The 25,899-nt window shown below is 57.4% G+C and carries 29 protein-coding genes; 15 read left to right on the top strand and 14 right to left on the bottom strand.

Going from position 1 to position 25,899, the window contains the following annotated elements; genetic code table 11:
* Window positions 1-65: 65 nt before the first annotated feature.
* Window positions 66-935: a helix-turn-helix domain-containing protein gene (locus ACR3FC_RS02510; RefSeq protein ID WP_480473166.1), complete on the bottom strand. Its 870-nt coding sequence runs from the start codon at window positions 933-935 to the stop codon at window positions 66-68.
* 108 nt (window positions 936-1,043) lie between these two features.
* Here ACR3FC_RS02510 and ACR3FC_RS02505 point away from each other — a divergent pair, with 108 nt between their 5' ends.
* From ACR3FC_RS02505 to ACR3FC_RS02495, 3 genes are read left to right on the top strand one after another with little or no spacing between them, the layout of a single operon-like run.
* Window positions 1,044-1,247 carry a DUF2061 domain-containing protein gene (locus ACR3FC_RS02505; protein WP_267366130.1) on the top strand — a complete coding sequence of 68 codons (204 nt, stop codon included), beginning with the start codon at window positions 1,044-1,046 and terminating at the stop codon, window positions 1,245-1,247.
* Window positions 1,240-2,142, top strand: coding sequence for a fatty acid desaturase (locus tag ACR3FC_RS02500; RefSeq protein WP_480473164.1), 903 nt, complete (start codon window positions 1,240-1,242; stop codon window positions 2,140-2,142). Before ACR3FC_RS02505 ends, ACR3FC_RS02500 begins: the two co-directional genes overlap by 8 nt.
* Window positions 2,143-2,163: 21 nt before the next feature.
* Window positions 2,164-3,066, top strand: a complete 903-nt coding sequence (locus ACR3FC_RS02495) for an EamA family transporter (protein ID WP_480473162.1) — start codon at window positions 2,164-2,166, stop codon at window positions 3,064-3,066.
* Here ACR3FC_RS02495 and ACR3FC_RS02490 read toward each other — a convergent pair.
* From ACR3FC_RS02490 to ACR3FC_RS02475, 4 genes are all read right to left on the bottom strand, one after another.
* Window positions 3,063-4,409: a DEAD/DEAH box helicase gene (locus ACR3FC_RS02490; protein WP_480473160.1), complete on the bottom strand. Its 1,347-nt coding sequence runs from the start codon at window positions 4,407-4,409 to the stop codon at window positions 3,063-3,065. The two genes, ACR3FC_RS02495 and ACR3FC_RS02490, sit on opposite strands and share 4 nt — an antisense overlap.
* Before the next feature lie 186 nt (window positions 4,410-4,595).
* Entirely contained in the window at window positions 4,596-5,525 is a 930-nt protein-coding gene (locus ACR3FC_RS02485) for a glycosyltransferase family 2 protein (protein WP_480473158.1), read from the bottom strand.
* On the bottom strand, window positions 5,522-6,265 hold the full coding sequence (locus ACR3FC_RS02480; RefSeq protein WP_480473156.1) for a hypothetical protein: 744 nt from the start codon (window positions 6,263-6,265) through the stop codon (window positions 5,522-5,524). The genes ACR3FC_RS02485 and ACR3FC_RS02480 overlap by 4 nt, the downstream gene beginning before the upstream one ends.
* 49 nt (window positions 6,266-6,314) lie before the next feature.
* Window positions 6,315-7,919 (bottom strand): peptide chain release factor 3, encoded by a 1,605-nt coding sequence (locus ACR3FC_RS02475; protein WP_480473154.1) that lies wholly within the window; start codon window positions 7,917-7,919, stop codon window positions 6,315-6,317.
* Window positions 7,920-8,028: 109 nt separating this feature from the next.
* Here ACR3FC_RS02475 and ACR3FC_RS02470 point away from each other — a divergent pair, with 109 nt between their 5' ends.
* The 8 genes from ACR3FC_RS02470 (at window position 8,029) to ACR3FC_RS02435 (ending at window position 15,468) form a co-directional block, all read left to right on the top strand.
* Window positions 8,029-8,391 carry a nuclear transport factor 2 family protein gene (locus ACR3FC_RS02470; RefSeq protein WP_267366520.1) on the top strand — a complete coding sequence of 121 codons (363 nt, stop codon included), beginning with the start codon at window positions 8,029-8,031 and terminating at the stop codon, window positions 8,389-8,391.
* Window positions 8,392-8,463: 72 nt separating this feature from the next.
* Window positions 8,464-9,243, top strand: coding sequence for an SDR family oxidoreductase (locus ACR3FC_RS02465; protein WP_480476761.1), 780 nt, complete (start codon window positions 8,464-8,466; stop codon window positions 9,241-9,243).
* Between the two features lie 2 nt (window positions 9,244-9,245).
* Window positions 9,246-10,358: a hypothetical protein gene (locus ACR3FC_RS02460; RefSeq protein ID WP_480476759.1), complete on the top strand. Its 1,113-nt coding sequence runs from the start codon at window positions 9,246-9,248 to the stop codon at window positions 10,356-10,358.
* A gap of 106 nt (window positions 10,359-10,464) precedes the next feature.
* The gene (locus ACR3FC_RS02455; protein ID WP_480473152.1) at window positions 10,465-11,514 is read left to right on the top strand and encodes a methyltransferase domain-containing protein; all 1,050 of its coding nucleotides are present in this window, start codon (window positions 10,465-10,467) and stop codon (window positions 11,512-11,514) included.
* A 107-nt stretch (window positions 11,515-11,621) separates the two neighbouring features.
* Window positions 11,622-12,689 (top strand): ABC transporter ATP-binding protein, encoded by a 1,068-nt coding sequence (locus ACR3FC_RS02450; protein WP_480476757.1) that lies wholly within the window; start codon window positions 11,622-11,624, stop codon window positions 12,687-12,689.
* A 114-nt stretch (window positions 12,690-12,803) separates the two neighbouring features.
* Window positions 12,804-13,586, top strand: a complete 783-nt coding sequence (surE, locus tag ACR3FC_RS02445) for a 5'/3'-nucleotidase SurE (protein ID WP_480473150.1) — start codon at window positions 12,804-12,806, stop codon at window positions 13,584-13,586.
* Window positions 13,583-14,233 carry a protein-L-isoaspartate(D-aspartate) O-methyltransferase gene (locus ACR3FC_RS02440; protein WP_480473148.1) on the top strand — a complete coding sequence of 217 codons (651 nt, stop codon included), beginning with the start codon at window positions 13,583-13,585 and terminating at the stop codon, window positions 14,231-14,233. Before surE ends, ACR3FC_RS02440 begins: the two co-directional genes overlap by 4 nt.
* A 62-nt stretch (window positions 14,234-14,295) precedes the next feature.
* Window positions 14,296-15,468, top strand: coding sequence for a peptidoglycan DD-metalloendopeptidase family protein (locus ACR3FC_RS02435; RefSeq protein ID WP_480473146.1), 1,173 nt, complete (start codon window positions 14,296-14,298; stop codon window positions 15,466-15,468).
* A gap of 61 nt (window positions 15,469-15,529) precedes the next feature.
* Here ACR3FC_RS02435 and ACR3FC_RS02430 read toward each other — a convergent pair whose 3' ends face one another.
* Window positions 15,530-16,201 (bottom strand): helix-turn-helix transcriptional regulator, encoded by a 672-nt coding sequence (locus tag ACR3FC_RS02430; protein WP_480473144.1) that lies wholly within the window; start codon window positions 16,199-16,201, stop codon window positions 15,530-15,532.
* A gap of 21 nt (window positions 16,202-16,222) precedes the next feature.
* Complete coding sequence (locus ACR3FC_RS02425; RefSeq protein ID WP_209503726.1) at window positions 16,223-16,528, bottom strand: hypothetical protein; 306 nt, start codon at window positions 16,526-16,528, stop codon at window positions 16,223-16,225.
* A 222-nt stretch (window positions 16,529-16,750) separates the two neighbouring features.
* Here ACR3FC_RS02425 and ACR3FC_RS02420 point away from each other — a divergent pair, with 222 nt between their 5' ends.
* From ACR3FC_RS02420 to ACR3FC_RS02405, 4 genes are all read left to right on the top strand, one after another.
* Window positions 16,751-16,966 carry a twin-arginine translocase TatA/TatE family subunit gene (locus ACR3FC_RS02420; RefSeq protein ID WP_480473142.1) on the top strand — a complete coding sequence of 72 codons (216 nt, stop codon included), beginning with the start codon at window positions 16,751-16,753 and terminating at the stop codon, window positions 16,964-16,966.
* Between the two features lie 6 nt (window positions 16,967-16,972).
* Window positions 16,973-17,431 (top strand): Sec-independent protein translocase protein TatB, encoded by a 459-nt coding sequence (gene tatB / locus ACR3FC_RS02415; protein WP_209503728.1) that lies wholly within the window; start codon window positions 16,973-16,975, stop codon window positions 17,429-17,431.
* Entirely contained in the window at window positions 17,428-18,306 is an 879-nt protein-coding gene (gene tatC, locus ACR3FC_RS02410; RefSeq protein WP_480473140.1) for a twin-arginine translocase subunit TatC, read from the top strand. Before tatB ends, tatC begins: the two co-directional genes overlap by 4 nt.
* Before the next feature lie 117 nt (window positions 18,307-18,423).
* Window positions 18,424-19,266 (top strand): ATP-binding protein, encoded by an 843-nt coding sequence (locus tag ACR3FC_RS02405; protein ID WP_480473138.1) that lies wholly within the window; start codon window positions 18,424-18,426, stop codon window positions 19,264-19,266.
* A gap of 60 nt (window positions 19,267-19,326) precedes the next feature.
* Here ACR3FC_RS02405 and ACR3FC_RS02400 read toward each other — a convergent pair whose 3' ends face one another.
* The 7 genes from ACR3FC_RS02400 to ACR3FC_RS02370 all read right to left on the bottom strand — a co-directional run bounded on the left by ACR3FC_RS02400 (window position 19,327) and on the right by ACR3FC_RS02370 (window position 25,816).
* Entirely contained in the window at window positions 19,327-19,971 is a 645-nt protein-coding gene (locus ACR3FC_RS02400) for an SDR family NAD(P)-dependent oxidoreductase (RefSeq protein WP_480473136.1), read from the bottom strand.
* A gap of 42 nt (window positions 19,972-20,013) precedes the next feature.
* On the bottom strand, window positions 20,014-20,262 hold the full coding sequence (locus ACR3FC_RS02395) for a hypothetical protein (protein ID WP_480473134.1): 249 nt from the start codon (window positions 20,260-20,262) through the stop codon (window positions 20,014-20,016).
* A 297-nt stretch (window positions 20,263-20,559) separates the two neighbouring features.
* Complete coding sequence (gene purF, locus ACR3FC_RS02390) at window positions 20,560-22,083, bottom strand: amidophosphoribosyltransferase (RefSeq protein WP_480473132.1); 1,524 nt, start codon at window positions 22,081-22,083, stop codon at window positions 20,560-20,562.
* 650 nt (window positions 22,084-22,733) lie between these two features.
* Window positions 22,734-23,327, bottom strand: a complete 594-nt coding sequence (locus ACR3FC_RS02385; RefSeq protein ID WP_267364181.1) for a CvpA family protein — start codon at window positions 23,325-23,327, stop codon at window positions 22,734-22,736.
* 40 nt (window positions 23,328-23,367) lie between these two features.
* Window positions 23,368-24,729 (bottom strand): DNA repair protein RadA, encoded by a 1,362-nt coding sequence (gene radA, locus ACR3FC_RS02380; RefSeq protein WP_480473130.1) that lies wholly within the window; start codon window positions 24,727-24,729, stop codon window positions 23,368-23,370.
* 77 nt (window positions 24,730-24,806) lie between these two features.
* On the bottom strand, window positions 24,807-25,256 hold the full coding sequence (locus ACR3FC_RS02375) for a paraquat-inducible protein A (RefSeq protein WP_480473128.1): 450 nt from the start codon (window positions 25,254-25,256) through the stop codon (window positions 24,807-24,809).
* 77 nt (window positions 25,257-25,333) lie between these two features.
* Window positions 25,334-25,816, bottom strand: coding sequence for a cytochrome b (locus ACR3FC_RS02370; protein WP_480473126.1), 483 nt, complete (start codon window positions 25,814-25,816; stop codon window positions 25,334-25,336).
* Between the last annotated feature and the right edge of the window lie 83 nt (window positions 25,817-25,899).

The following is a 25,899-nucleotide window of genomic DNA, read 5'->3' as shown; positions in this document are numbered from 1 at the left end:
GTCTGTGTTCGGAATGCCTTATGGTTCGCGCCATAGTAAAATAGCACAGGTTGAGCGCTGCTGCATCACCCGTCGCGGGAAACCGCCGTTCTGAGGCAACGCAGGTGGTTTGGAAAATCCCGGGCGGCCACTTCGGCCTCACGTACCAGCGTGTCGAAATGGCGTGAGAATGTCTCGATCCGATCCCGGTCGCGGAAGGCCATATAATGACTTCCTGCGTAGAATACACAGAGTAGCGGGCCGAAAATCGTTACCGGTGCCGAATAAAGCCGTTTTGCGTCAAACAGATAGATGCGCATCCGCGGATAGAGCTGTTCGCACAGCGCCAACAGGTGATCGATCTGTTCCAGCCGAACCTCTGGGCTGAGATCTTGATAATACCCGGTGCCGTTTGCAAAGCTTTCGATTTCGAATAACGGCATGGCGATCTCATAGTCCGACTGGGCGCTGCGCATCCAAGTCAGACGATCCGCCGACGCGCCGATGGCTTGATCAGCGGTCCGGCCCAGATGCGGGGCGTATTCCCATTCCAGTATCGCACGCGTCTTGAGCATGTCGGGCAAGGTGGCCGGGACATAGCGGATTTTGTACCCGGCGGCCTCCTGATGCCACTCGAAGATACGTTCATCGACAAGGGCGCGGGGGGCCTCGGTAAGGGTCAGCGAGCTTGCCAGAAGCTCGGCCGCGCTTTCCGGCCTGTCGGAAAGGCTCAGCAACCAGTCGGCCGATACACCAAGCGCCGCTGCGCATCCGCCAACAATATGTGCGTTGGGCAACCGAGCGCCATGATCTGTCAGCAATTGGGAAACGGTCGAGCGGTCAACGCCAATATAGCGCGCAAGGGCACTTTGGCTGACATGGCGCTCTTCCATCGCGCGGGCTAGGCGGAGACGAAACTGGGAGGCGCGGTCGCGCTTGTCGATATTTTCCTGCATGTCGTGATTTTTATCACAGTTGTTGAATTTTGTTAATCATATTCAGAATTTCCAATACTGGGGTCCGGGTGTAACGCTTTTGAGTAAGAAAAAGGAACGGGGTTCGGAATGGAAACGCGGCGAAGATCAGTCGTGAAAGCAATCGTTTGGAATGCGATGGGGTTGGCGATCATGACAATGGTGGGCTTGTTGGCAACAGGCTCGGCCGCTGTAGGAGGGGCGCTGGCGTTGGTGAACACGGCCATCGGCCTGACGATGTACGTGATTTACGAAAGAATCTGGGCGAACATTTCGTGGGGACGAAATGGCTGATCCCACTGCACCCAAATCACCCGAATGGGGCACGTTATTCCTGATTGTCTTGTGTTATGCGGCATGGCTTGCCGGTTTGTTTTGGTTGGCGCTTGCATCCTTGTGGTTGGCAGTCCCGGCTCTGGGTGTCGTTGCGGCTCTGCATTCGTCACTGACGCATGAAGCCCTGCATGGGCACCCCTTTCGTGCCAAATGGCTGAACGAGACGTTGATGGCACTGCCGTTGACATTGGCCATTCCGTATAGCCGCTTTCGGGACCTGCATCTGGCGCATCATCAGGATGCCACCCTGACGGACCCTTATGACGACCCGGAATCGAATTATCTGGATCCGCATATCTGGTCGGGATTGCCGCGGCTGGCGAAGATGATCCTGAGCCTGAACAACACGCTGTTGGGGCGGATGGTGCTGGGTCCTGCTCTTGGTCAGGTTCTGTTTATGCGGGACGAATGGCGTGGATTTATGCGCGGGGACAGGGCGATCCTGCTAGGATGGGCTTTGCATTTGCCCGGTGCGGCGGCGGTGCTGTGGGTGGTTGCGCAATCGGCCATGCCGGTCTGGGCCTATCTGATCGCAGCCTATCTGGGGTTGTCGCTTTTGAAGATCCGAACGTTTCTTGAACATCGTGCACATGAAAAATCCCGCGCCCGCACGGTAATCATCGAAGATCGCGGACCTTTGGCTTTTCTGTTTCTAAACAATAATCTGCACGTCGTTCATCATATGAATCCGGCCGCTCCTTGGTATCGCCTGCCATCGTTGTACCGGGACGGAAAGGACAGGTACTTGGCTTGCAATGAGGCTTATGTTTACCGGTCCTATGCACAGATCTTCCGGCAGTATTTCGTTCGCGCAAAAGACCCTGTGCCACATCCTCTCTGGCCAAAGCCTTGATTTAACGACACAACGGGTGGCATGAGTCTCTGGATTCCTGTCACCATAGCCGCCGCCAGTTTTCAGACTGTGCGTTTCATGCTGCAAAAGTCCCTGGCCAGCGTGAAGCTGTCTGCTGCAGGTGCAACTTTTGCGCGGTTTGCCTATTCTATGCCGTTGGCCGTTATCGGGCTATGTGTTGCGTTGCAGATAACTGGGGCGAGCATGCCTCGGCTCAGCAGTTTGTTCTGGCTTTACGCGGTCATCGGCGGGACAGCGCAAATCCTTGCTACGATCTGCGTGGTAGCGCTGTTCAAACAACGCAATTTCGCCGTTGGGATTACCTTCAAGAAAACCGAAGTGATCCAGACCGCGATTGTTGGCTTTTTGATCCTGGGGGACAGTGTATCGCGCGGCGCATTGTTTGCGATCCTGTTGGGGTTGATGGCTGTGCTTTTGTTGTCAAAAACACCCGGAGGGGACGGACCCTGGTGGCGCCATCTGACCAATCGGGCTTCGCAATTGGGGCTTGGATCAGGTGTTTTGTTTGCGTTTTCCGCCGTCAGCTATCGTGGGGCTTCACTGCAACTGGGCGATATCGATGCGTGGTTCCGGGCGCTGGTAACACTGGCAGCGGTGGTGACATTCCAGTTTACCAGCATGGGGATATGGCTGCTGTGGCGCGACCGCGCAGAACTGCGTGCAGTCTGGCAGACGCGGAATACCGGAGTGTTCGTCGGCCTGACCAGCCTCGGTGGCTCGTTTTGCTGGTTCTGGGCCTTCACCTTGCAGAATGCGGCTTACGTCAAAGCTCTGGGGCAGGTAGAGCTGATCTTTAGCCTCATGGCTTCGATCCTATTCTTCCGAGAAACGATCACCCGGCGCGAGATCGCCGGGATGATGTTGCTTGGGTTCTCGATTTTAGCGCTTGTGCTGACAATCTAGCTGGCGCGACGTTCGTCAAAGCTAAGCGCGATGAAGCTGGGCAGGTGATCTCCCATGCCCACGACGGTCTGGCCGGTGCCTTCCTTGCGCCCACGACTGTGCCCCTTCGGCTCGCGATATTTTTTACCTTCTTTCATGCTTTCGGGGGCCTTGGCCTTTTTCTCGGGCTTCGGCTGTTCGGGCTTGGGCTCTTCCTGAACTGGGTTGTCTATGCGCGGGATGTCTTTCTGGATCAGCTTCTCGATCGCATCCAGCGCCTTTTCATCGCGTCCCGAACAGATTGTGATGGCTTTACCTTCACGGCCGGCGCGGCCGGTGCGGCCAATGCGGTGGACATAGTCCTCGGGGTGGCCGGGGACGTCGAAATTGAACACATGGCTGACGGCTGGCACATCCAGGCCGCGTGCCGCCACGTCTGAGGCGACCAGCAGGCGCAAGGACCCGTCACGGAATCCATCCAATGTTTTCATCCGCTGCGACTGGTCCAGATCGCCATGGATGGCGGCGGCGTCGTAACCGTATTTCTTCAGCGACTTGGCGCAGATATCCACATCTGTCTTGCGGTTGCAGAAGATGATCGCGTTGGTGCATTTGTCACCTTCGGCATCGATCAGCGCGCGCAGAAGGCCGCGCTTGTTGCTGGCCTCGCGGTCACGGCGCCCACCTTTGAACATGACGACGCTCTGTTCGATGGTTTCGGATGCGGTGGCCTGGCGGGCCACTTCGATCCGGGCAGGGGCCGACAGGAACGTATCGGTGATCCGCTCGATCTCGGATGCCATTGTCGCTGAGAAGAACAAGGTCTGCCGGGTGAATGGTGTCAGTGAGAAGATGCGCTCGATATCGGGGATGAACCCCATATCCAGCATCCGGTCCGCCTCATCCACCACCATGATCTGAACACCGGTCAGCAACAGTTTGCCGCGCTCGAAATGATCCAGAAGACGGCCCGGCGTGGCGATCAGAACGTCGACGCCCCGGTCGATCAGGGCATCCTGTTCCTTGAAGCTGACGCCGCCGATCAACAGTGCTTTGGTCAGTTTCAGGTGCTTGGTGTATGTGTCGAAGTTCTCCGCTACCTGCGCTGCCAGCTCACGCGTGGGGCATAAAACCAACGAACGTGGCATACGTGCACGTGCGCGACCGCGGGCCAACAGTGTGATCATCGGCAGAACAAAGCTGGCGGTTTTGCCAGTACCAGTCTGGGCAATGCCCAAAACATCGCGCCCTTCCAATGCGGGTGGAATCGCACCTGCCTGGATCGGAGTTGGGGTTTCGTATCCGGCTTCCTCAATGGCTTTGAGGACCTTCGGGTTCAGGTTCAGTTCGTTAAATTTTGTCATGTAAGTCCGGTTTAATGCGGACACTTGACCTGGCCCGCGCGTATAAGATGTGCCGGGCCCGGATGGCCATGCCCGTGATGCGGCATATCGGCTTGGACGCGGACATAACAAATACGTGGGTCGGGGTCAAATGAAGACCGCAGCATCTTGGTTCGATTGAAACAGGTTCGAGTTTTGCGCAACAATTCAGCAGCTTCCGGGAAAGTGTTTCGCCAGTTTCCCGCCCAGATTCAATGCGCGGTGGCGGATCAGCCCATTCTGCTCCAGCCGGGCGCGGACTTCTGGGTCAGCGCCGCTCATCTCGTTGAAGAACGCGCGCAGCCCATCCTCGCCGTGTTCGCTTTCAATCCAGCTGAGCAATTCATTCTTGTTCAGCCCGCCCATCTCGCGCGGGGCATTCGGAGCCATACCAGCCTGATACGAGCCGCGATCCATGCGGAACGGATAGTGTGCGATCCAGTGATCCCAGTCCGGCGCGTGGCGGTGGCATAGATCGACCTGTGCAAGCTCGTAATTGCACGGCCGCAATTTCCCGTTCTGAAACAGGTTGTGGATACGAAAACTCAGACGTTTCAATCCCGTGCGCACAAACAACTTGCCCTGTACATGGCTGAGGAACCCGCCAAGGACGAAAGCCCCATAGTTGGGATAAAGCATCTCAATCAACTCTGTACGGGCCGGGCTTTGTGGCACATGAGCCTTGTACAGGTCTTCACCGCCTGCCAGCGCCTCGATTGGGCGGACACGGGCGGCGTGAACCTTGTCCGGGATATCGCGCAACACATCCGAGATTGGGGTCGGCGACCACAGAAACTCGTCAACATCGATATGGGCCAGCCAATCTAGGTGCGTGTCGCGATAGGTGTATGTCGCGTTGACCGATTGGCGAACCTGGTGCTTTTCCGGTCGCGTGCGTTTTAGCTTTTGCCAATAGGCGTCATCGCAAACCTGTACGCAAACACCGGGATGTGCCTTCAGCGCCTCGAACGTGCGCTGGTTCGGCTCATCCAGATAGATATAGATGGTCTCGGCGCCCAGATCGAGGTGATGGGCCACGAACCGAAGGACATCTTCGGTCGGGCCCCTGACCATCGACACGACACCCCATGTGGTCATGTGCGCTGCGCGCGCACTTCGCGCATGCGTTTCAGGCGCCGAAAGATACCGCCGGGATCTCTGTTGAGCTCGGTCATCAAGTGATCGACCAGCGGCGCGATGGTGGTATCACATAGGGCCTTGGTCCAGACCGGAGCAATCAGATTGACATCCAGTCCGCCACTTCCAAGGGAAAACGCTTTCATCTGATAGGGCAGCGGGACACTTCTCAAATTCTGGTGTTGAAACGGTGTTTCCGGGGTCAGCCCCGAAAAGCGCCTTTCGAACTCATATAGCTTCATCATGCCGAACAACATGCGCAAAGCGTGACCAACCTCGCGCTGAGTTGCAGTTTGACCGTGGTCCGCAAAGGTCTGAACCGACGAGACCAGCCATCGCAAATCAAGCGTGGACAGAAGGTGGTCCGACTGTTCGTCCCAAAGGCGACAAAACAGAAGCGGGGCGTGACGCGGGAAGGACCGCTTTCGCAGGTTCGAGATCAACTGGGCATTCAGGAAGGCAAGTTCCGAGTTTCCGACAAATTCCCGCGCAATCTGAGCACGCTTGCGATCCCAACTTGTACTGGGCTTCGGCGGGGGCACAGTCGCACTTTCGGGCAATGTTCGACCGGCCAGTTCAATAAGGTCAATGTCAAGGTCAGGCAAAGAGGTGGTGCCGAACTGAAACGGGCTGCGCCGGTTTTCATACCTGTCCAGCATGTCTGGAAGACCGCCGGGGAAAGTCAGTTCATCCTTGTTCATGCGCGCAGAATTGCACAGGCTGACTCGGCTGTGCAATCAGTCAGTTGGATCACACCATCATCTCTTTGGTGGCGGTCAGATTCAGGGCGGGATAGTCCCGAACCACCCGGTCGATGTCCCATTGCAGCCGGGTCAGATAGACAATGTCGCCGTCATGGTCGTGCGCGATGTGCTGCTTGTTTGCATTCACAAACTTTTCGACCTCGGCCTTGTCACCGCTGACCCAGCGGGCCGAGGTGAACTGAGACGCCTCGAAACGCACAGGCAAGCCGTATTCCATCTCGATCCGGCTGGCGAGCACCTCGAATTGCAGCGCGCCGACGACACCCACGATAAAGCCTGACCCAATTGAAGGTTTGAACACCTTTGCCGCGCCTTCTTCGGCAAACTGCATCAGGGCCTTTTCCAGATGCTTGGCCTTCATCGGGTCACCCGCACGGACGCCTTGCAGCAGTTCCGGTGCGAAAGAGGGGATGCCGGTGACGCGCAGCGCCTCACCCTCGGTCAGCGTGTCACCGATGCGCAGCTGGCCGTGGTTGGGAATGCCGATGATATCTCCGGCCCAGGCCTCTTCAGCCAGTTCCCGGTCAGAGGCCAGAAACAGCACTGGGTTTGAAATCGCCATCGGTTTCTTCGACCGCACATGGGTCAGTTTCATGCCGCGTTTGAAATGGCCTGATGCCATGCGGACAAATGCCACCCGGTCGCGATGCTTGGGGTCCATATTGGCCTGCACTTTGAAAACAAAGCCCGCGACCTTTTTTTCATCCGGCGAGATCTGGCGGGGTTCGGCTGATTGCACCTGCGGTTGTGGGCCATATGCGCCGATGCCTTCCATCAGTTCCTTGACGCCGAACGAGTTGATGGCCGAGCCGAACCAGATCGGGGTCATATGCCCTTCAAGCACCGCCTGTGGGTTCAGCGCGGGCAGCAACTCGCGCGCCATCTCAACCTCTTCCAGCAGCTTATCCAGCAGATGCGCAGGAACATGTTCCGACAGTTTCGGGTCATCAAGCCCGTTAATTTCAATGCTCTCAGCCACCTTGTTACGGTCGGCGCGGTCCATCAGCTCCAGCCGGTCACGCAGCATGTCGTAACAGCCGATAAAATCGCGACCCACGCCAATCGGCCACGCGGCGGGGGAGACGTCGATGGCCAGCATCTCCTGAATTTCGTCGATGATCTCGAACGTATCGCGGCTTTCTCGGTCCATCTTGTTACAAAATGTCAGGATCGGCAGATCGCGCAGGCGGCAGACCTCGAACAATTTTTGCGTCTGGCTTTCGACACCCTTCGCGCCGTCGATCACCATCACGGCCGCATCCACGGCCGTCAGTGTGCGGTAGGTATCTTCCGAGAAATCGCTGTGGCCGGGCGTGTCCACCAGATTGAACCGGAAGTTCCCGTAATCGAAGGACATTGCCGAGGCCGAGACCGAGATGCCGCGATCCTTCTCCATCTGCATGAAGTCCGAGCGTGTCCGCCGTGCCTCGCCCTTGGCGCGCACCTGACCAGCCATCTGAATGGCTCCCCCGTAAAGCAGGAACTTTTCCGTCAGCGTCGTCTTGCCCGCATCCGGGTGCGAGATGATGGCGAATGTCCGGCGACGGGCAATCTCGGGCGGCAGGGTAGGTTGGTTCGAGGTATCAAGCATGACCGCGCGTATAGGCGGGGAATCCTGCCGAAGCAAGACAAAGGGGCTGGTTCGAATCATAGGCTTGTGGCAATAAGAACATATAGTGAACAAATTGTGGAGAAGACCAATGGATTTGAAAGAGATTGCCAACGAGTTGGTGGCCGGCTGCCGCGAGGACCGCGCCAAGGAAAATCTTGAGAAATTGTATGCGTCAGACGCAGTTTCTGTTGAAGCGGTCGATTACTCAGGCATGGGGCGCGAAATACAGGGGCGTGATGCGATCCGAGGCAAACATGAATGGTGGGAAGGCGCCCACGAGGTTTCGGGCGCTTCGGTCAGCGATCCGTTTGTACACGGCGAAGACCGTTTTGCGGTGATTTTCGAAGTGCAGGGCAAGGTAAAGGAAACCGGCGAAGCCTTCGATATGCGTGAAGTGGGTGTCTATCACGTCGCAGATGGCAAGATCGTGCGGGAAGAGTTCTTCTACTGATCCCAAGCCATTTCTGGTCTTCCCTGTCTGGCCGATGCTAGACATGCGGCAATGACTGACAGGGAGGATCCGATGGATCTTGGTATAAAAGGAAAGCGCGCGCTGGTCTGTGCCAGTAGCAAAGGGCTGGGTTTGGGCTGTGCCGAGGCTTTGGCTGAGGCTGGCGTAAATCTTGTGATGAATGCGCGTGGTTCGGACGCTTTGGAGAGCGAGGCGGCACGCCTCAGGTCAGAGCATGGCGTCGAGGTACAAACAGTCGCTTGTGACGTGACGACTGCGGAAGGGCAGGCGAAGGTGATCGAAGCGGCGCAGGGCGTTGATATTCTTGTGACAAATGCCGGTGGACCGCCGCCGGGGTTATGGGCGGATTGGGAGCGTGATGATTTCATCAAGGCGCTGGATGCCAATATGTTGACCCCCATTGCGTTCATGAAAGCGCTGCTTCCCGGAATGATGGACAAAGGTTGGGGGCGGGTGGTGAACGTCACCTCACAATCCGTGCGCGCGCCAATTGCGGTGCTGGGGCTTTCGAATGCAGCCCGCACGGGTTTGACCGGATATGTCGCAGGAACTTCACGCCAGGTTGCACCGCATGGCGTGACCATCAACAACCTGCTGCCCGGCATTCACGCTACGGATCGTGCGGATGCGCTGGACAGCGGCGTGGCTTCCCAGCAAGGCATCTCGATCGAAGACGCACGCGCAAACCGTTCGGCAACCATTCCCGCGCGACGCTATGGAACACGGCAGGAATTCGGGGCTGCCTGCGCGTTCCTGTGCTCTCATCATGCGGGGTTCATCGTTGGTCAGAACATTCTACTGGATGGTGGCGCAACCAATTTGACGATGTGACCATGGCACAAGGGTTTTCGTTGAAAGATCAGATGTTCAACGCTGAGAAAGTAAATTATCTCAGCGGTTTGTTTTCCGATTCTCATGCAGAATTTGATGCCCCGGCATTCCGATCTGCGGTCATGTCGCGATTGCTGGAGTTAGAGCTGAAGGATCGGATCATCTGGATCGCCACATGCCTGCAACAGGCGGTACCCGGTGATTTGCCTGCTGTTGCCCCGACGATCCTGCGTGCCTTGCCTGCACCTTTGGACCCGACGAAGACGGATGACGACTTTGGCGATTTCATCTTTGCGCCGGTCGGTGAGTGGGTGGCGACCATAGGACTTGAGCATACCGATCTGGCATTGGACGTGATGGAGGAACTGACACAGAGGTTTTCCATGGAATGGGCAATCCGACCGTTCCTTAACCACGACCCGGACCGGGTATTGCGGCGGATGCAGGACTGGTGCTCTCATGACAGTTACCATGTGCGCAGGTTGGTCAGCGAAGGCACGCGCCCCCGATTGCCATGGGGGCAGGCGGTTGGATTGGGTTTGCAGGACCCGCTGCCGTTGCTGGACAATTTGCACATAGATGCGACGCGATATGTCACCCGGTCCGTATCCAATCACCTGAATGACATCACCAAGAAAGACCCGGATCTGGTATTGGATCGTCTGAAGGCGTGGCGCAACCAGGGTCATCAGACTCAGGACGAACTGGACTGGATGACGTCACACACCCTGCGCGGGCTTGTGAAAGCGGGGCATCCCGAAGCAATGAAGATGTTAGGCTATGACCCGGACGCGGACATCGAGGTCGCGGTCAACCTTAATTCGGAAGCTCAGATTGGTGACGCTCTGGCCTTTTCCGTCGCTTTGAAAGGGGTCGGAGAGCTGCCAGTTCTGGTTGACTATATCATTCATTTTCAAAGACCTGGCGGGAAAATCTCAGCCAAGGTGCACAAGTTGAAGCAGGCGGCTTTGAAGAACGGGAAACTGACGCTGGAAAAACGCCACAAGTTGAAGGGTGATGCAACAACGTTCAAGTTGGTTCCCGGCGCGCACCGGCTGGAGGTTCAGGTAAATGGCAAAATTCGTGCAGGCGTGGACTTCGACCTGCTTGGGTAAAACCGCGCGGGACCGCTCACGCTTTCGTCAAAAACGCCTTCCCCGGATTGCGAACCCCCGGCGGCTGCATTAGCTCGTACATGACCATTTGCGAGGGAAAAGCGCGATGAAACATGAATCGGTGCAGAACTATTATGGTGAAGTCCTGCAAAGCAGTGCTGACTTGCAGACCAATGCGTGCTGCACGCCTGACGACATGCCCGACCATGTCAAAAAGATCCTTTCAAAGATTCATGACGACGTTCTGACTCGCTACTATGGCTGCGGTCTGATTGCCCCACTTGACCTTGAAGGCACGTCGATCCTAGATCTGGGGTGTGGGGCCGGGCGGGATGTATATGCCTTGTCCGTCATGGTCGGTAAGACGGGCCGGGTAGTGGGTGTCGACATGACGCCCGAACAACTGGACGTCGCCCGCGCGCATCAGGATTATCACGCCGAGGCATTTGGATATGCCCGCAGCAATGTGGAATTCCATCACGGCTATATCGAGAAACTGGATGAGCTTGATCTGGAACCCGGATCGTTCGATATCATCGTCTCGAACTGTGTCATCAACCTGGCCACAGATAAGAATGCGGTTCTGCGCGGCGCACACAGGTTGTTGAAAGAGGGCGGCGAGATGTATTTCTCGGATGTCTATGCCGACCGCCGTATTCCGCAGGCGATGGCCGAAGACGAAGTTCTTTATGGCGAGTGCCTGTCCGGCGCGCTTTATTGGAATGATTTCCTGTCAATGGCTCGAACGGCCGGTTTCGGCGACCCGCGCCGCGTGACACATCGTCCGCTGACGATCGAAAATCCCGTACTGGAAGAGCGTGTTGCGCCGTTGAAGTTCCTGTCCGCGACATACCGTCTGTTCAAACTACCTGCATTGGAACCGGCTTGTGAAGATTATGGGCAAGCCGTGATCTATAAGGGAACCGTGCCAAACGCACCGCATGAATTTGGTCTGGATGACCACCACGTTTTAGAAGCCGGCAAAGTGTTTCCGGTTTGCGGCAATACCTGGATGATGCTGAAAGATACGCGATTTGCCCGTCATTTTGACTTTATCGGCGATTTTTCGACCCATTATGGCATTTTCAAAGGCTGTGGTGGCGAAAGCCCGTTTGAAGCCATGGGTGCATCTGTCGCTTCTGGCGGGTGTTGCTGATCCCTTGCACCTGAGGGGCGGGGTTGCTATCCCCGCTCAAGCCCGATGGATTTGATCGGGAAAGGTAACGGGGTCCATCGGTGACAGGTAACGCAATTCCACCGCGTCTGGAAATTCGCAACATTATCCGTCGGTTTGAAGGCCGGGTTGTTGTGGATGATGTTTCACTGACCGTTCAGGCAGGCAAGGTGACCTGTCTGCTGGGGCCGTCGGGCTGCGGGAAATCCACCACGTTGCGCATGATCGCCGGGGTCGAAATGCAGGACTCGGGTGAGATTTATGTTGATGGCAAGCTGATCTGCGACACCGTCTTCCGGGTGCCTCCGGAACGGCGCGAGATCGGTCTGATGTTTCAAGACTTTGCGCTGTTCCCGCATCTGAGTGTGGCTAAAAATGTGGCCTTTGGTCTGAAGGGCAGCAAGGACGAAAAACGCGCCCGGGTCGAGGAGTTGTTGCAGAAGGTCGACCTGATGCGATTCATCGATGGTTTTCCGCATCAACTATCGGGTGGCGAGCAACAACGCGTGGCGTTGGCGCGTGCCCTGGCGCCGCGCCCGCGCATCATGCTGATGGACGAGCCCTTTTCGGGCCTCGATAACCGTTTACGTGATGGTATCCGTGACGAAACGCTGGCCATTCTCAAGGAAGAAGATGCCGCTGTACTGCTGGTCACGCACGAGCCGGAAGAAGCGATGCGCATGGCCGACGAGATCGCCCTGATGCGGCGTGGCAAGATCGTGCAACAGGGCGCGCCCTATAACGTCTATACGCGTCCCGCGGATAAGGCGGCGGTGGCATTTTTCAGTGATGTCAACGTTTTGCGGGCGCAAGTGAATGGCGCATTGGCGGATACGCCCTTTGGTCAGTTCCTGGCACCGGGCATTCCGAATGGTACGGATGTCGAGATCGTCTTTCGCCCTCAGCACATCAAGCTGGACTTTGACCGCAACGGCAAGGGGCCATTGCCGACACCAACAGACGGTGTTGCGGCCCGTGGTGTCGTCGAACGCGCGCGATTTCTGGGAAATGAAAGCCTGGTAGAGTTTCGCATGGACTATGATGGCTCGATCCTCAGGGCTACGGTTCCAAACGTGTTTGTGCCCAGTCCGGGCCGGGTGATGTGGCTGACCATCCGCCGCGACAAGTGCTTCGTTTTCCCCGAAACAAGGCGCTGATCCATCGATTTCCACCCGAGTGGTGCGCGAAAACCTCAGATTGCGGGGCCGCGTCGCTTGCCGCAACGCAGGCCCGGGTCTATCAAGAGCCAAACGCGGGGGTAAATCGGGCACATGCGAATTCTTCTGACCAATGACGACGGGATCAATGCCCCGGGCTTGATCACGCTTGAGGCGATTGCAGCTGAACTGGCCGGACCGGATGGAGAGGTCTGGGTGGTCGCACCCGCGTTTGAACAGTCCGGGGTCGGACATTGCATCAGCTATACCCACCCGATGATGGTCGCCAAGCTGGGCGAGCGGCGCTTTGCAGCCGAAGGTTCACCTGCGGATTGTGTTTTGGCAGGGCTTCACGACGTTATGTTGGATACCCCTCCCGATCTTGTTCTATCGGGCGTGAACAGGGGCAATAACTCGGCTGAAAACACGTTGTATTCCGGTACGATCGGCGGCGCGATGGAAGCGGCATTGCAGGGCGTCCCAGCGATTGCCCTGTCGCAATATTTTGGCCCCCGCAACCTGGGCCTTGACGACCCGTTTGAGGCAGCCGCCCGGTATGGTGCAGATCTGGTGCGCCGGATTCTGGACGCAACTCCGGCAGAACAAGATGATTACCGGCTGTTCTACAACGTGAATTTCCCACCGGTTCCGGCAGACGATGTTCTGGGCACGCGGATTGCGGCGCAGGGGTTTCGGCGCGACACGCGTTTTTCGGTCGAACCGCACAGTTCGCCTTCGGGGCGACGGTTCCTGTGGATCAAGGGTGGCTATCAACACAATCCGACCGCACCCGGAACGGATGCGGCCGTCAATCTGGAAGGCTATATCTCGGTCACGCCGATGCGCGCTGACCTGACTGCGCATGACATGCTGGAGGCATTGAAGGCGGTCGAATGAGCGGACTGGACCCTGAAACCGTAATGCAATTCCTGTTTGCCCTGCGCAAACGGGGGGTCACGGATGCGCGCGTGCTGGCTGCGATGGAGCAGGTGGACCGCGGTCGCTTTGTCACCGGCCTGTTCGCAGGGCGCGCTTACGAGGACATGCCGTTGCCGATTTCCTGCGGTCAGACGATCAGTCAACCCTCGGTCGTTGGTCTGATGACGCAGGCCCTGAACGTTGGACCACGGGACACGGTGCTCGAGATTGGGACAGGTTCAGGTTATCAGGCGGCGATCCTGTCCAAACTGGCCCGCCGGGTCTACACAGTGGAACGCCACAGGCGGTTGGTGAGCGAAACAAGCAAGCTGTTTGCCGATCTGGGCCTGATGAATATTACTTCGATGTTGTCTGACGGGTCATTTGGCCTGCCGGAACAAGCCCCTTTTGACCGGATCATTGTCACAGCCGCGGCTGAGGATCCTCCGGGCCCGCTCTTGGCGCAGCTGAAAATCGGGGGTATTATGGTTCTACCCGTGGGCCAGTCGGACGCGGTGCAGCAGTTGATCAAAGTAACGCGCACCGAAAATGGTCTGGACTATGACGAATTAACGTCGGTCCGTTTCGTGCCCCTTCTGGAAGGGCTTGGAAAGGATGAGGCGTAATAGGCTTAAAGAATTGGTCGCCGGAACTCCGGGCAACAGGGGCAGGCGTTGAGGACAGAATTATGAGAGCAGTATCCAAATCAGCAATGCGCCGCTGTGCGACCGGGGTGGCCGCTCTGGCCATTTTGGCCGGGTGCGAGGGACCTCTGGATTATGACCTTCGTGGGCAGATCGGTGGATTTTCAACCACCAATGCAGCGCAATCCGCGACGGCATCCCGCCCGACACCGGACAGCCGGGGCGTCATTACCTATCCGAATTATCAGGTGGTCGTGGCGCGCCGCGGCGATACGGTGCGGGACGTGGCCGCGCGGGTTGGCCTGCCCGAGGGCGAGCTTTCGCGCTTCAACGGCCTTCAGACAACGGACACGCTGAGAGAGGGTGAGGTTCTTGCCCTGCCACGCACTGTCGGTGCTGGAAGCAGCGTGGACATCGCGTCGGTCGCCGGGTCTGCAATTGACCAAGTGCCGGCGTCGGGTTCGGTTCAGACCACAACCCTGGAATCCGCGATACCGGCATCAACGCCTGCGCCGATTTCAACTGGGCCGGAGCCGGTCAGGCACAAGGTCAAGCGGGGTGAGACGGCCTATACAATCTCGCGCCTCTACCAGGTGCCGGTTGAATCTCTGGCGGAATGGAACGGGTTGGGATCAGATTTTACCGTGCGTGAAAGTCAATACTTGTTGATTCCGGTTAAGAATCAGCCCGCGCCCCGGCAAAATGCGGCTGGTGCCGCGCCCGTTCCCGCCACGGAGGTGACGGAACCGGGACAGGGATCACCGACGCCGACGCCACCCAGCGCGACGCAGCCCTTGCCGGACGAGAAAGTTGAGCCATTGGCCGAGGCGCCCGACGTGACCGCCGAAGCGCCAACCAATACGCGCACATCGGCGCTGTCCCTGCCGGTTGGCGGCACTATCATTCGCGGCTATGACAAGGGCAAGAATGAGGGCATCGACATCGCTGCCGCTCCGGGTACGTCGGTCACAGCTGCCGAAGCCGGTACGGTCGCGGCGATCACCGCGGACGCGGATCAGGTGCCGATCATTGTGGTCAAGCACAACAACGATCTTCTGACTGTCTATGCAAATGTCGACAAGATCACTGTCAAGAAAGGCGATAAGGTACGCCGTGGCCAGAAGCTGGCGCAATTGCGGGGCGGCGACGATGCCTATGTGCATTTCGAAGTCCGCAAAGGGTTCGAGTCCGTGGACCCGGAACCCTATCTGAAGTGAGGCAGGATGGCCCGTACCGGGCCTGCCTTCGGCGAGAGTATTTCTGAAAAGATGAAGCCTGTCAGGCGTACGGGTCATAGTCGCTCAGGCGTTTTCCGGGTTCGTCGGCGAAGATTTCCGGAAGGGGTGAAACTGCTTCGATCAGGTCGATGCGAAAAACACGAAATCCGTTGCGCAACTCGCACCAGGCGGTAAGGGTCCAGACCCGCCCCCAGTATTCCATATGGAGCGGGCGGATGGTGCGTTCGGTCAAAACGCCGTCAATGCGGCGATAGGACAGGTGAAGTTTCTGACGTGATTTGATGGCTGCACGGATCGGGGCCATATGGGCAAGGCCCCTTGCGGCATCGGCAAATGGGTAGACCGCGAATTTCCAGCTGTCCGCCTCGGCCAGGACCTGCGTTGGTAGAACAGCGTCGATCTTGTCGGCAAGCGATTGTGCGGCAGCCTTCAGGTCAGTATCCGCGGCCTCGGCCACGATGGCCATGCCAAGATTCAGCGCCTCAAGCTCGGCTGTGGTCAGGTTCAATGGGGGCAGGGTGATCTGCTCGCGCACCATGTAGCCGACACCGCGCTCGCCCTCGACCGGAACGCCCGAGGCAACAAGCGTATCCATGTCGCGATAGATGGTGCGAACCGACACCTCAAGCCGGTCCGCAATGTCCTGCGCGCGGTGCAGTTTTCCGTCGCGCAGGATCTGGATGATACCGAACAGGCGGTCAGTGCGGCGCATGACACGCCGTTCTGACCGCGTTTAGGCAGTCATGTTCCATAGTACTTTCTCGTGTCGCATCTGGATGCTATCCGGATTGATGACCGCCATCATGCCTGCTGCACATTCCTGTTGAGGAAACTGTGCGGCTGCGTCCTGTGCCGCCTTCAAATCGGTCCAGACAACATAATCGGTCCAGCGACCATCTTCGCCCTGGCTAAGCTGCCGATGGGCAAATCCCGGCGCGCTGCGCACAAAGGCCTCAGAGGCCTGACTGAGTTTCACGAACTCTTCCGGCGTGGTGCCATTGGCCAGGGTGAAGGTGACGATTTCAGCAACGTGGGTCATTTAATTCTCCATTGACCTTGTTTCGATGCCAAATCCCTAACGGATAGCAACTGACATAAACCTGTCAGTTGAGAATTGCGACCCCTTAGATTTCACGCGATTGATACAATTTTCGCCGGCAAATCGGAGCAGATCCCTTTTGAGACCAGCGATCGAGGCGTAAAGACTGAGTCAGATCATGTTCCCGGCGCGCAAACGTGCCGACGAAAAAGGAGAAAAGACATGCTCAACAATATCGGCCTTCCTGGCCTGCTGCTTATCGCCGTTGTGGTTCTGGTTCTGTTTGGACGCGGCAAGATCAGTTCGCTCATGGGTGAAGTCGGCAAAGGTATCACTGCGTTCAAGAAGGGTGTGAAGGACGGTTCGGAAGAGCTGGAAAAGGACGCTTCTGAACTGGCCAAGGACGTCACACCTGAAGCCGAGAAAGACAAGGCGTAAGCGCAGATGTTTGATCTGGGCTGGACCGAGCTTCTGGTAATCGGCATCGTTGCCCTGATCGTTGTGGGGCCAAAGGACCTGCCGGTGCTGTTCCGCAATGTCGGGCGTTTTGTCGGCAAGGCGCGCGGAATGGCGCGCGAGTTCAGCAGCGCCATGAACGAAGCCGCCGATCAGGCAGGGGTGAATGAGATCAAGAAAGGTCTCAACGCTGCCGTGAACCCTGTGGGATCGGCCATGGACGGTGTCAAGCAAGCCGCGCAGGAGATGGCGAAAAGCATCGATCCCACAAAGTTCGACCCTGAAAGCGAAACGGGTAAACTGGCGGCCGAGCGGGCCGAGCAGGCCAAAAAGGTTCAGGCGTCAGCCGCCCGTGCCACCGCCGAGCGCAAAGCCAAGGAAGCAGCCGATGCGCTGGCCAAGGCAGAAGAGGCCGAAGCCGCGCTGAATACTGAAAGCAAGACATGAGCAAAACCGACGAGATTGACGATTCTTCGGCCCCGTTGATCGAACATCTGGCCGAACTGCGCACACGGCTGATCCACAGCGTTGTGGCGTTTCTGATCGGTATGATCATCTGTTTTTCGGTGGCGACGCCGATCTTCAATTTCCTGACCAATCCCCTGTGTGACGTTCTGGCCGAGCGCGGGCAGGATTGTGGCCTGATCTTCATCTCGCCACAGGAAGGGTTTTTTGTTGCAATCAAGGTTTCCCTCTTGGGCGGGTTCATTCTGGCATTTCCCTATATCGGGATGCAGATGTGGCGCTTTGTGGCACCGGGCCTCTACAAGTCCGAGAAAAACGCGTTCCTGCCATTCATGCTTGCTTCGCCCTTTATGTTCCTTCTGGGCGCAAGCTTTGCCTTCTACGTTGTCACGCCTCTGGCCTATGACTTTTTCCTCGGGTTCCAGCAATTCGGGGCTGAGGGTGAAGCCGTGGCCGATGGGGTCAGCGCGGCACCGCTGAGTGTGGTGTTTCAAGGCTCAGCCCAGGAATATCTGAACCTGACGATCAAATTCATCGTTGCCTTTGGATTATGTTTCCAGTTGCCGGTTCTCCTGACCCTTATGGGGAAGGCAGGACTGGTCAGTGCCGAGGGGCTGGGCGCTGTTCGAAAATATGCGGTGGTCGGCATTCTGGTTCTGGCCGCAGTCGTCACACCACCGGATGTCATTACGCAGATCATTCTGTTTGTGGTGGTGTACGGTCTGTACGAGATTTCGATCTTCCTGGTCGCGCGAGTTGAAAAGAAACGCGAGGACCAGTTGCGCGCTGACGGTTACTACGATGATGAAGCGGAAGCGGATGATGACCTGATGCAGGAGTTCGAAGACGACAAGTAAGTCTGCCGACGAAAACAAAAGGGCGCGCCATCCAATGGCGCGCCTTTTCCATTGGAAACTCTTGTTGTGCCAATTGGAACGTGCTTTGAACCCCTCAAGACAAAACCGGAGGCCCACATGGATGACCAAGCCCTGAACCGTATCGCCGAGGCGTTGGAACGCATGGCACCGGCTCCTTTGGTGGCGCCTGATTTTGCCGTTGCTCCAGCATTTGTGTGGCATGTCGAACCGGAACGACTGGAACCTGTTACGCATGTCAACCGGGTCGATCTGGATCTCCTGGTCGGCATCAATCGCTCTCGCGACACGTTGATGGACAATACGCGCCGGTTTGCAGCAGGGTACAAGGCAAATAATGCGCTGCTCTGGGGGGCGCGGGGGATGGGAAAGTCGAGCCTTGTAAAGGCCGTGCACGGCTCACTGAGCGCTGATTACGCCGATCTAAAGCTGGTCGAATTGCAGCGCGAGGATATGGGAACGGTCGCACGGTTGCTGAACCATCTGCGCGCAGCACCCTACAGGTTCATACTGTTTTGCGATGACCTGTCGTTCAGCCACGATGACCAGCATTATAAATCTCTCAAGGCTGTTCTGGATGGCGGCATTGAAGGCAGGCCGGAAAATGTGGTCTTCTACGCCACTTCGAACCGCCGCCATCTGATGCCGCGGGATATGATCGAAAACGAACGGTCCAGCGCCATCAATCCTTCCGAGGCGGTCGAAGAAAAAGTCTCGCTGTCGGATCGCTTCGGCCTGTGGCTTGGGTTCCATCCCTGCGATCAGGACGAGTATCTGGCGATGATCGACCGCTATTGCGCCGCCTATGGCGTTTCCGTTGATGCACAGACCCTGCGCGCCGAGGCAATTGAGTGGCAAGCCACGCGCGGGTCGCGCTCTGGCCGTGTCGCCTGGCAATTCTTCGTCGATCTGGCCGGGCGCAACGGCGTGCATATCGCCTGATCCCGGCTTCACCTGGCTGCAAATATCCCCGCCAGAGGCATGGCCCGCCAGGGCCATTTCCTACAGCAGTGTCAGAATCCGCGCAGCTTCATCCTTGGTGCTGTTCAGAACGCTCCGGTCTTCCCCGGGATGAAACCGCGCGCGGACGGCCGTGGGCATCGGCGCGGGTTCGACAACCGAAATCCGCGGACCGGTGCGTTCAGTCTCGACGGCCCAGCTGCGGGCCAGAGCCATCTGCGCGGCCTTGGTGGCACCGTAGATGCCATAAAACTTCTCGCCAGCCTTCGGATCGTCAAAAAACACCGCATGGCCACTCTCGCCCAGAAGGGGTGAGACATAGGGAATCAGAACCGAGGTCGCGTTTGCATTTGTGTTGATCGCCTTGGCCCATTCCTTGGGGTCAACAAAATGCACCGGCGTCAGTGCTGATGTGTGGATGGCTGTGTGCATCCACAGGTCGACCTTACCCCAACGGTCATGGATGCCACGACACAGGGTCGCCATGGCGTTTGGATCGGTGATGTCCATGGGGGCCAGAGTGGCTGACCCGCCCTTCGCCTTGATACGGTCGTCCAGCTCTTCCAGCCCGCCGGTGGTCCGGGCGACGGCGACGATATGGTATTCAGGTGCCAACGCTTCGGCCAGCGCAGCGCCCAACCCGCGAGAGGCCCCGGTGATAAGGGCGATTTTTGTCTGATCGGTCATTGCTGTGGTTTGAACCCCTGCGCGAGGGGCGTCAAGTCGCGATTAGCTGCCGGGAATGGCGATCCGCTTGGTCTGGCCGCTTTGTCGCAGCATGATTCCCTGTTCATCAATTGCAACTACCATGCCCGAGGCGACACGGCTTCCGGGTTCAACCTCTTTCACGCGGCCCGATGACAGGCGTACCAAGGCGTGCAGATCGGTTTTGGGCCCGAACACTCCCAGGACAGAAACGGAGTTCTTGTTTAACGCGCCCTGCTGCGTGGCCGCGCTTTTGACATTGGTGTTTGACATGGTCCGTGGCCCGGCGTGAGTTCCGAACCCCTTATTTGTGTGAGTGGTTGCCGCCCGATAACAAAACGATCAGGTAAGCAAAAGACCCTCACAGACACAACGCTTCACGACGTAGCGACCCTTTTGTTAGCCCTTGTGATCGTGCAAGATTCACCGCCGGGTTGTGGCAGATTTCCACTCATCGGCGGAACAGTTTAGATGCGAGCCATACTTAACAGGGCTGTCCTATCTGTATGTCGAACGGTTTGATTCGTTGTTTGAACAGAATCCAGGCGTGCCATAAATGGGTGGGGTCTTTCAGCCTGAGGCGAGTTTGGCCGCATTCCAGGACCCGCCCTGAACCTGCATATCCGCGCGTTTCTGGCTGACACGGCTGCTGTTTTCCAGACTGTCCAGGTAATCCGCGCTGACGCTGCCGGTAATGTAATTGCCGTCAAAGCAGGAGCAATCAAATCCTTGGATGTCCGGGTTGCCTTCCTGGGCGGCCCAGATCAGGTCCTCCAAATGCTGATAGAACAGCGCATCGGCGCCCAGCTCTTCACGGATCTCTTCGATCTCTTTGCCATTTGCGATCAGCTCGGCCTTGGTCGGCATGTCGATGCCATACACATTGGGGTATTTGACAGGCGGCGAGGCGCTGGCCACATAAACCTTCTTTGCCCCAGCGTCGCGGCACATCTGAACGATCTTTTTGATGGTGTTGCCCCGCACGATGGAATCGTCGATCAACAGAACGCTGTGACCTTCGAATTCCAGCGGAACGGCATTCAGCTTGCGGCGCACGGATTTCTGTCGCTCGGCCTGACCCGGCATGATGAAGGTACGCCCGACATAGCGGTTCTTCACCAACCCCTCGCGATAGGGGATGCCGGTGATTTTAGCCGCTTCCAGTGCCACGGGGCGGGCGCTGTCGGGTACGGGAATGATCCGGTCGATTTCCAGGCCCGAGTCCTGAATTTGTTTCGCCAGCGTCTGTCCCATGCGCATCTGGGTTTTATAAACCGAGACTCCGTCCAGCAGTGAATCCGGACGTGCCAGATACACATACTCGAAGATACAGGGCGTCAGCTTGCCTTCGACCGCCTGAAACTCGTGCATGTTGCCTTTCAGGTCGATCAGGATGGCCTCGCCCGGGCGCAGATCGCGCAGCTTCTCAAAACTGTTGATGCCAAAGGCCACGTCTTCCGAAGCAAAGGCATAATCGTCCCCCTGACCGTCGACATTGCGCTTTGCGACCGACAGGGGCCGAATGCCATATGGGTCGCGGAACGCCAGCATGCCAACACCAGCCACCAGACAGATTACCGAGTAGGCACCTTGAACCCGCTCCATCGTCATCTTCACACCGGCAAAGATGTTTCGGATCGGATCCGAATTGCCGTTCACCTTGATGGCGTCAGCCACTTTGTCGGCCAGCACGTTCAGCAGGATTTCCGAATCCGATGTGGTGCGCAGGTGGCGACTATATTTCCCGGTCACTTTCTCGCGCTGTTCCGCTGTGTTGGTGATGTTGCCGTTGTGAACAAGATAGATACCGTAGGGTGCGTTCACGAAGAAAGGTTGCGCTTCGGTCGCGCTGAGTGATCCGGCCGTGGGATAACGAACATGACCCATGCCGATATGACCCAGAAGGGTTTCGGCATCCTGGGCGTTGAACACGTCCTTGACCAAACCATTGGCTTTCTTTTCCCGGAAGAATTCGCCGTTGTAGGTCACGATCCCGGAGGCATCCTGACCCCGGTGCTGCAACATCAGCAACCCGTCATAGATCTCAGCAAAGACATCATGTGTCCGGCTTGCGATTCCTAAAATCCCACACATTCAAGGGGCTCCAACTTCTATGACGATTTCATTCGAGGATTGACCGCAGTTCGGCACCGGACTTTCTGCATCTTCAGCGCGGAAATGTTCGCTACGCAGGAACAAGACGCCGTTAGGGCGACCATCACTGCGATCAGCGCGCATTCATACAGAAAGTACAAGATCGGTGGCTCCGATTCCGTGGCGGGTTGGCCCCCACATAATGCCTATTGGCGTGGCTGTCATCAAAGGATCACATTAGCCAAATGCCGCAGGCCAAGTTTGCGCATGTCGACTTAGAAAAACGAAGATGGTGACATGCGCAAACATATGTGCTGTCATGCATTTGATTGCATACATAACTGCTAAATCTCAGCACCTCGGGGGGACCTGAATGTGGCAACATAAACCTCCTCACAAGAACCAGGAACGGATCAGGCAGCGGTGCCATCGGTGCAGGGGATTGGGGCGCGCGTCGTGCCAGATCTGTAACGGAGCAGGCGAGGTCGCCAAAAGCAGAGATATCTTTGGAAAACCGGTTTTCAGTCGATGTGACGGATGCTTTGGCTTGAAAACAATCCGCTGCACCGTGTGCGGTGGAGAGGGGTTTGTCTGATCTGCAACAAAAAAGCCCGGCAGCGCCGGGCTTTCATGAATTGGTGAACTGCCTATCAGCCGTTGGAAGGCGCAGTTGTTGCCGGTTCAGCGTTTCCTGCCGTGCAACTGGCGACCAGCTGTTCATACTGAGTCGTAACCCAGCCCAAAGCCGCCTCGGGGTTTTGTTCCTCAATCTGGCCGCTGAACTGTTCAAACACCTTGGCCGACCGGCTTTCATCAACAATTGTGTAAGACTGGCCGGTCATGACGGTGTCGTAAACGAAGAATGCAATCGCAACCAGAAGGATGCCACGAGCGATGCCGAAGAACAGCCCCAAAGCCTGATCCAGGCCGCCAAGGGCCGAACGCTGAACCAGCGATGAAAACAGCGGTGTGAAGATACTGACCACGATCAGCGCCACCGCAAAGACCGCTGCAAACCCGGTGATCACAGACAATTCACAACTGTCACGCAAGAAATCTCCGACGACCGGGATTTCCTTGACCAGAGGTACAGCCTGCGGGGCGAAGATGAACGCCAGAACGGCCGCCGCAACCCAACCCGCGATGGCCAGAACTTCGCGCATGAAACCACGCGAGTAGGCCAGCAAGCCTGACAGCACGATGATCAGGGCAACTACCCCGTCGATTATTGTAAAACCTTCCATGGCCCTCGCCTGTTCTTTTTCTGCCCCTCAAGGCGCGACTTTAACCTGCTCCGAAGGTTTCGCCAACAAACCCCACCAAATCAGAGGGTCGGGTGAGTGTCAGACCTGCCACAGTACCGGTTTTGCCACCTGCCGGAGCTATTGCCGCTGTGAAACCAAGTTTTTGTGCTTCTTTCAACCTGTTTTCTGTCTGCGGAGCCGGTCTAAGTGCCCCTGACAGCGAGATTTCCCCGAAAACGACGGTGTCTGCGGGCAGGGCTGTGTCTTCGCGTGCGCTCAGCAATGCAGCAGCCACGGCCAGATCGGCGGCGGGTTCACTGACTTTCAACCCACCGGCCACGTTCAGATAGACGTCGAGACCCGCAAAAGGAATGCCGCAACGCGCTTCAAGAACGGCAAGGATCATCGCCAACCGCCCGCTGTCCCATCCCACCACTGTCCGGCGCGGCTGTGAATGGGGGGACGGGGCGACAAGGGCCTGCAATTCGACCAGAACGGGCCGTGTGCCCTCAATCCCGGCAAAGACGGCAGAGCCTGGGCTGGGCGTACCGCGTTCCGACAGGAACAAGGCCGAGGGGTTGGTGACCTGCGCGAGCCCTTTGCCCGTCATCTCGAACACGCCAATTTCGTCGGCGGGACCAAAGCGGTTCTTGACCGCCCGCAAAATACGAAACTGATGGCCGCGCTCGCCCTCGAAATACAGAACCGTATCGACCATGTGTTCGACAACACGGGGGCCCGCAATCTGGCCATCCTTGGTCACGTGTCCGACCATGATGATCGACACGCCGTGCCGTTTCGCAAAGGCGGTCAATTCATGAGCAGCCGCCCGGACTTGCGACACGGACCCCGGCGCGCTGTCGACATTGTCGGCCCACATGGTCTGGATCGAGTCGATGATCGCCAGACCGGGTTTTTCGGCTTCAAGCGTGGTGAGAATGTCGCGTAGGTTGGTTTCGGCTGCAAGTTGCACCGGCGCGTTCTCCAGCCCAAGGCGGCGCGCCCGCATGCGAACCTGAGCACTGGCTTCTTCGCCCGAGATATAGATCGTCTTGACGCCGGCACGGGCAAATCGGGCAGCAGCTTGCAGCAACAGGGTGGATTTACCGATGCCGGGGTCGCCGCCCACCAACAGGGCAGATGCAGGAACAAGCCCGCCACCAAGCACTCGGTCCAGCTCTTCCACTCCGCAGAGCGTGCGGGGCGGCGGGGTTTCCTCGGTCGACAGGTCGGTGAGCGTCATCGACCGCCCGCGTTTCGAGCCCAGCGATTTCTTGGCTGGGCCTGCCGACAGCGGTACGTCCTGTATGATCGAGTTCCACTCGCCGCACCCGTCGCAGCGACCCGACCAGCGGGAATGGGATGCGCCGCAGGCGGAGCAGGAGAAGGTTGGTTTTGCCATGACGCCTTGGTGCCCGAGGACGGGCGGTTCTTCAAGCCCTTGCAGGGCTTTCCTCGTCGTCAGCGGTACACCGCACTCTATCTCCGGGCGATGGTTTTGTTGTGGCGTTCAGTGAGAATGCCCAAAGCGATGGAGGCAAGGATGCAGGCGGTGAAAAGGTAAAGACCCCATGCGGTCTCAACAGTGGCGTAAGAGATGCCTTTGGCCAGCGTGATGTATAGCGCGATCAGGAATATGTCGGCCATCGCCAGCTTGCCGAGGATGTTGAGCGCAGGCTGCACACGGGCATCAAGCAGGTTCCATTGGATCAGCGCCGTGCCGATGGTTTTGATGTAGGGGGCGAAAAGGGCGAAAATGGTGACGATCAGCGCAAGGAAGACGTCAGATTTCCACAGGGACTGGAGGCCGGTGATGACGCTGATTTCGCTGAGGCCAAAGATCGGCAGAAACCCTGCGCGCATCAGCGGGGCGAACCACGCGATGGGGTAGAAAACCAAAAGTGACAGGGTTGCGAAACGCAATATCATGGCGGCCAACGCTATTATGTTTGACCGCCTGACATTACGGTGTTGGATCGTGGGTTCAAGGATGCTTGTTCAGTAGTTTATCTTGCGCGCTTCATACGAGCCATCAGATTGGTTTTGAGAATGAACTGATGGAACAAGGCGGCCAGGAAATGCAAGACAATCAGAACAAGCATTAGCGTTTTCAGGATCTCATGCACTTCGGCGGACGCTGCTATCCCACCAAACCAGGCCAGGGCACCTGAGGCGGGCACCAATACCATCAACGCATAGAGTGAGAAGTGCGTGGCATGCGCGGCGAGCTTCATCGCGGCTGTTTCTTTATCCGGAAGCGGTGGCGCGCCGCGGGTCAGGCGCAATGCAATCCGCCAAATCGCGAGTGCAAGGACAAGCAACCCTCCGAGCACATGGAGAGCAACTGGTGCTTGAATAGAGATAGGCAATCCGCGTTCGAATTGATCCCAGGCATCAGACATCGGCTCGTGAAAGAGAAACTGAATTGCGATCAGAACGAAAATGACCCAGTGAAGGGCGATTTGCGCGCGAGAATACGAAGTGGGCATGGGGAAGCTCTGACAAACTATAACGTTGCTCTGGTTTAACGCGAAACTGTCAGATTTCCGTCGATGGTTTTTTTTGATTTATT

It is taken from the genome of Ruegeria sp. AF3, assembly GCF_056536285.1.
The sequence above is the reverse complement of the archived record's forward strand: the minus strand, read 5'-3'. Positions and strand labels throughout refer to the sequence as shown.

Bases quoted from the DNA above. Each gene is read 5' to 3' on its own strand.
- ACR3FC_RS02510 (WP_480473166.1), bottom strand. From the start codon at position 935: ATGCAGGAAAATATCGACAAGCGCGACCGCGCCTCCCAGTTTCGTCTC.
- ACR3FC_RS02505 (WP_267366130.1), top strand. From the start codon at position 1,044: ATGGAAACGCGGCGAAGATCAGTCGTGAAAGCAATCGTTTGGAATGCG.
- ACR3FC_RS02500 (WP_480473164.1), top strand. From the start codon at position 1,240: ATGGCTGATCCCACTGCACCCAAATCACCCGAATGGGGCACGTTATTC.
- ACR3FC_RS02495 (WP_480473162.1), top strand. From the start codon at position 2,164: ATGAGTCTCTGGATTCCTGTCACCATAGCCGCCGCCAGTTTTCAGACT.
- ACR3FC_RS02490 (WP_480473160.1), bottom strand. From the start codon at position 4,409: ATGACAAAATTTAACGAACTGAACCTGAACCCGAAGGTCCTCAAAGCC.
- ACR3FC_RS02485 (WP_480473158.1), bottom strand. From the start codon at position 5,525: ATGACCACATGGGGTGTCGTGTCGATGGTCAGGGGCCCGACCGAAGAT.
- ACR3FC_RS02480 (WP_480473156.1), bottom strand. From the start codon at position 6,265: ATGAACAAGGATGAACTGACTTTCCCCGGCGGTCTTCCAGACATGCTG.
- ACR3FC_RS02475 (WP_480473154.1), bottom strand. From the start codon at position 7,919: ATGCTTGATACCTCGAACCAACCTACCCTGCCGCCCGAGATTGCCCGT.
- ACR3FC_RS02470 (WP_267366520.1), top strand. From the start codon at position 8,029: ATGGATTTGAAAGAGATTGCCAACGAGTTGGTGGCCGGCTGCCGCGAG.
- ACR3FC_RS02465 (WP_480476761.1), top strand. From the start codon at position 8,464: ATGGATCTTGGTATAAAAGGAAAGCGCGCGCTGGTCTGTGCCAGTAGC.
- ACR3FC_RS02460 (WP_480476759.1), top strand. From the start codon at position 9,246: ATGGCACAAGGGTTTTCGTTGAAAGATCAGATGTTCAACGCTGAGAAA.
- ACR3FC_RS02455 (WP_480473152.1), top strand. From the start codon at position 10,465: ATGAAACATGAATCGGTGCAGAACTATTATGGTGAAGTCCTGCAAAGC.
- surE (WP_480473150.1), top strand. From the start codon at position 12,804: ATGCGAATTCTTCTGACCAATGACGACGGGATCAATGCCCCGGGCTTG.
- ACR3FC_RS02440 (WP_480473148.1), top strand. From the start codon at position 13,583: ATGAGCGGACTGGACCCTGAAACCGTAATGCAATTCCTGTTTGCCCTG.
- ACR3FC_RS02435 (WP_480473146.1), top strand. From the start codon at position 14,296: ATGAGAGCAGTATCCAAATCAGCAATGCGCCGCTGTGCGACCGGGGTG.
- ACR3FC_RS02430 (WP_480473144.1), bottom strand. From the start codon at position 16,201: ATGCGCCGCACTGACCGCCTGTTCGGTATCATCCAGATCCTGCGCGAC.
- ACR3FC_RS02425 (WP_209503726.1), bottom strand. From the start codon at position 16,528: ATGACCCACGTTGCTGAAATCGTCACCTTCACCCTGGCCAATGGCACC.
- ACR3FC_RS02420 (WP_480473142.1), top strand. From the start codon at position 16,751: ATGCTCAACAATATCGGCCTTCCTGGCCTGCTGCTTATCGCCGTTGTG.
- tatB (WP_209503728.1), top strand. From the start codon at position 16,973: ATGTTTGATCTGGGCTGGACCGAGCTTCTGGTAATCGGCATCGTTGCC.
- tatC (WP_480473140.1), top strand. From the start codon at position 17,428: ATGAGCAAAACCGACGAGATTGACGATTCTTCGGCCCCGTTGATCGAA.
- ACR3FC_RS02405 (WP_480473138.1), top strand. From the start codon at position 18,424: ATGGATGACCAAGCCCTGAACCGTATCGCCGAGGCGTTGGAACGCATG.
- ACR3FC_RS02400 (WP_480473136.1), bottom strand. From the start codon at position 19,971: ATGACCGATCAGACAAAAATCGCCCTTATCACCGGGGCCTCTCGCGGG.
- ACR3FC_RS02395 (WP_480473134.1), bottom strand. From the start codon at position 20,262: ATGTCAAACACCAATGTCAAAAGCGCGGCCACGCAGCAGGGCGCGTTA.
- purF (WP_480473132.1), bottom strand. From the start codon at position 22,083: ATGTGTGGGATTTTAGGAATCGCAAGCCGGACACATGATGTCTTTGCT.
- ACR3FC_RS02385 (WP_267364181.1), bottom strand. From the start codon at position 23,327: ATGGAAGGTTTTACAATAATCGACGGGGTAGTTGCCCTGATCATCGTG.
- radA (WP_480473130.1), bottom strand. From the start codon at position 24,729: ATGGCAAAACCAACCTTCTCCTGCTCCGCCTGCGGCGCATCCCATTCC.
- ACR3FC_RS02375 (WP_480473128.1), bottom strand. From the start codon at position 25,256: ATGATATTGCGTTTCGCAACCCTGTCACTTTTGGTTTTCTACCCCATC.
- ACR3FC_RS02370 (WP_480473126.1), bottom strand. From the start codon at position 25,816: ATGCCCACTTCGTATTCTCGCGCGCAAATCGCCCTTCACTGGGTCATT.